A 2,988-nucleotide genomic window follows, 5' to 3' on the forward strand; every position below is an offset into this window, starting at 1 on the left:
AAATGGTGCTGGTCAAGGACATCGAGCTGTACTCGTTGTGCGAACACCACCTGCTGCCGTTCATCGGCAAGGCCCACGTTGCGTATATCCCGAGCGGCAAAGTGCTGGGCCTGTCGAAGGTCGCGCGCATTGTCGACATGTACGCCCGTCGCCTGCAGATTCAAGAAAACCTCAGCCGCCAGATCGCCGACGCGGTTCAGCAGGTTACCGGCGCGCTGGGCGTTGCCGTAGTGATCGAGGCCAAGCACATGTGCATGATGATGCGCGGTGTCGAGAAGCAGAATTCGTCGATGATCACCTCGGTGATGCTCGGTGAGTTCCGTGAAAACGCAGCGACTCGCAGCGAGTTCCTCAGCCTCATCAAGTAACTTGCTACAGAAAAAAACCGGCGTTGATCGCCGGTTTTTTTTCGTCTGCGAAAAATCGGGTAAGCTGCGCGCCTTTCTCAATGTGTACCGTGAGGCTTTCAACGTGTTCGTAAAAGCGCTTCGTGTCGGCCTTGGCCAACTGATCATTTTCGTCGACTTCATCACCCGTCCCGGTAAGAAAAACCGCCCCGCCGCTGCTCAGGCTCAAGTAGACGCTGCGGCAAAGGATCTGACCCTTTATCAGTTCCACGCCTGCCCGTTCTGCGTGAAAACCCGCCGGACCCTGCGTCGTTTGAATGTGCCAGTGGCGCTGAAGGATGCGAAGAACAATGAGCAGGATCGTCAGACCCTGCTGGAACAGGGTGGCCGGATCAAGGTGCCTTGCCTGCGTATTGAAGAGAATGGGCAGACGACCTGGATGTATGAGTCCAAGGTGATCATTGAGTATCTGGATAAGCGGTTCGCGGCGGTCTGATGTTGATGTTGTGTTGCTGATGCCCCCATCGCTGGCAAGCCAGCTCCCACTGTGATCTGTGGCGTTCACAAAACCTGTGGGAGCTGGCTTGCCAGCGATGGAGCCCGCACAGGCTCTGCAAATCCCAGACAAAAATAAACCGGCCCTTGAGCCGGTTTATTTTTTTCAGGCCGCCTCGGCCGCCTGCGCCTGGCGCACCACCGCCGCCAGTCGTTTGAGCCCCTCATCCAGTCGCTCTGGGTCGATATGGCTGAAATTCAAACGCAGATGCCCGAGGTTTTTATCCGGATCGGGAAAAAACGGCTCGCCCGGCATGAACGCCACATCATTGGCCAACGCTTCGTTGAGCAATGTCCGCGTATCCAGCGGCTGCTTCAACGTCAGCCAGAAAAACAGCCCACCCTGCGGCACATTCCAAACGGCCAGATCGGCAAAATGCGTTTCCAATGCCGCCTGAAACCCGTCGCGCCGCTCACGGTAGAAACCGCGCAATTGACTCAAATGCTGCTGATATTTCTCACTGCCAATCCACTGCAAGGCCTGCCACTGACCGATGCGATTGGTGTGCAGATCCGCTGATTGCTTGAGCTTTAGCAGGTGCGGAAACAGGTCAGGGCTGGCAATCAGGTAACCGACACGCAAACCGGGCAGCAAGGTTTTCGAGATCGTACCGGTGTAGATCCAGCTGGATTTTTTCAGGCGCCCGGCAATCGGTTTGGCGCTGCCGCCGTCGAAAGTCAGTTCGCGGTAGGGCTCGTCTTCGATCAGGGTCACGCCGAACTCGTCGAGCAACGCTGCAACGGCGGCGCGTTTGGCTTCGCTGTAGCGCACAGCTGACGGGTTCTGGAAGGTCGGAATCAGGTAGATGAACGCCGGGCGATGCTGCTCCAGACGACTGCGCAATTGCGCCAGGTTCGGGCCATCGGACTCTTGCGGCACGGTCAGGCAATCAGCACCGAACAGCTGGAAAATCTGCAGCGCGGCGAGATAGGTCGGCGCTTCGAGGAGGATTTCCGTGCCTTGGTCGATGTACAACTTGGCCGCCAGATCGAGGGTCTGCTGCGAACCGCTGACCACCAGCACCTGACTCGCCTGACAGTCCAGCCCAAGCGCCCTCGCCTGCGCTGCCAGCGCCTCGCGCAATGCCGGTTCGCCCTCACTCATGCCGTACTGACCGAGGGACAGCGGCATGTCGGCCCATTCGAGTTTCGGCAGCATGACCTCAGCGGGCAGACCGCCAGCGAATGACATCACCTCCGGACGCTGGGCCGCGGCGAGGATTTCACGGATCAAAGAACTTTTAAGGCGCGAGACACGTTCGGAAAAAGCCATGGCGGTCACCGGTAGCGAGGCGAATGAAAAATAAGTCAAACTGATTGACTGAAATTACGACAGCTTGAGCGAGTACGTCAACATGCTTGACCTTAAAAATCCCAGTAGTCAGCAACAGGCCATGGAAGCGTTTTTCTTCGGCTATCAGGCGTTCACCGCCAAGGCTGATGAAATGCTTGAGCGCCGCGGCTTGTCACGAGTGCATCAGCGGATCGTGTTTTTCATCGCCCGTTATCCGAATTTGAGCGTCAAGGAGTTGCTGGCTTTGCTCGGGGTGAGCAAGCAGGCGCTGAACATGCCGCTGCGCCAGTTGCAGGAAATGCATCTGGTCGACAGCGTGGCATCGCAGGCTGACAAGCGTAAGCGCCTGCTGGAACTGACGGCCGAAGGGGCGAAGTTTGAACAGGCATTACGGCGTGAGCAGGTGAAGTTGCTGGAGCGGGTATTCGCCGAGGCTGGGGAGGCGGCGGTGAATGGTTGGCTGGCGGTGAATCTGGCGCTGGGGAACAGTCAGACAGCACTCGACTGATTGATCTGGCCTCATCGCTGGCAAGCCAGCTTCCACAATGGTTGGCGGTGCAACCAAATGTGCTGAACGACTCAAATTTGTGGGAGCTGGCTTGCCAGCGAAGAGGCCCTCGAAGGCGATATATCCCTATCGACGGACCTTTCGTAAACAAAACCAAAAACAATATTTGCTTTATTTGTACACAAAAGCATAATCCACAGCGTGCGAGTTCCTGACCGCATGGTCAACAAATTCGCGTATGCCTCAAAGGGCCGCTGCCACCCCTCATGGGTCCGGCCCTGGAA

At 57.2% G+C, this 2,988-nt stretch carries 4 protein-coding genes; 3 read left to right on the forward strand and 1 reads right to left on the reverse strand.

What is annotated here, in order from left to right:
- Positions 1-368 (forward strand): GTP cyclohydrolase I FolE (gene folE, locus ACIONG_RS18825; RefSeq protein ID WP_401301840.1); only part of this gene is annotated, 368 nt, incomplete at its 5' end.
- Between the two features lie 103 nt (positions 369-471).
- On the forward strand, positions 472-843 hold the full coding sequence (locus ACIONG_RS18830) for a glutathione S-transferase N-terminal domain-containing protein (protein ID WP_213028036.1): 372 nt from the start codon (positions 472-474) through the stop codon (positions 841-843).
- A gap of 165 nt (positions 844-1,008) precedes the next feature.
- Here ACIONG_RS18830 and ACIONG_RS18835 read toward each other — a convergent pair whose 3' ends face one another.
- Positions 1,009-2,175 (reverse strand): PLP-dependent aminotransferase family protein, encoded by a 1,167-nt coding sequence (locus ACIONG_RS18835; protein ID WP_401301843.1) that lies wholly within the window; start codon positions 2,173-2,175, stop codon positions 1,009-1,011.
- An 82-nt stretch (positions 2,176-2,257) separates the two neighbouring features.
- Between ACIONG_RS18835 and ACIONG_RS18840 the strand changes: the two genes are divergently transcribed.
- Positions 2,258-2,704 (forward strand): MarR family winged helix-turn-helix transcriptional regulator, encoded by a 447-nt coding sequence (locus ACIONG_RS18840; protein ID WP_401301846.1) that lies wholly within the window; start codon positions 2,258-2,260, stop codon positions 2,702-2,704.
- Positions 2,705-2,988 lie beyond the last annotated feature (284 nt).

Origin of the sequence: Pseudomonas sp. NPDC087817, assembly GCF_044742875.1 — a bacterium.
GTDB lineage: Bacteria > Pseudomonadota > Gammaproteobacteria > Pseudomonadales > Pseudomonadaceae > Aquipseudomonas.

Excerpts from the sequence above, each read along its gene's own strand:
- ACIONG_RS18835 (WP_401301843.1), bottom strand. The coding sequence starts at position 2,175 with ATGGCTTTTTCCGAACGTGTCTCGCGCCTTAAAAGTTCTTTGATCCGT.
- ACIONG_RS18840 (WP_401301846.1), top strand. The coding sequence starts at position 2,258 with ATGCTTGACCTTAAAAATCCCAGTAGTCAGCAACAGGCCATGGAAGCG.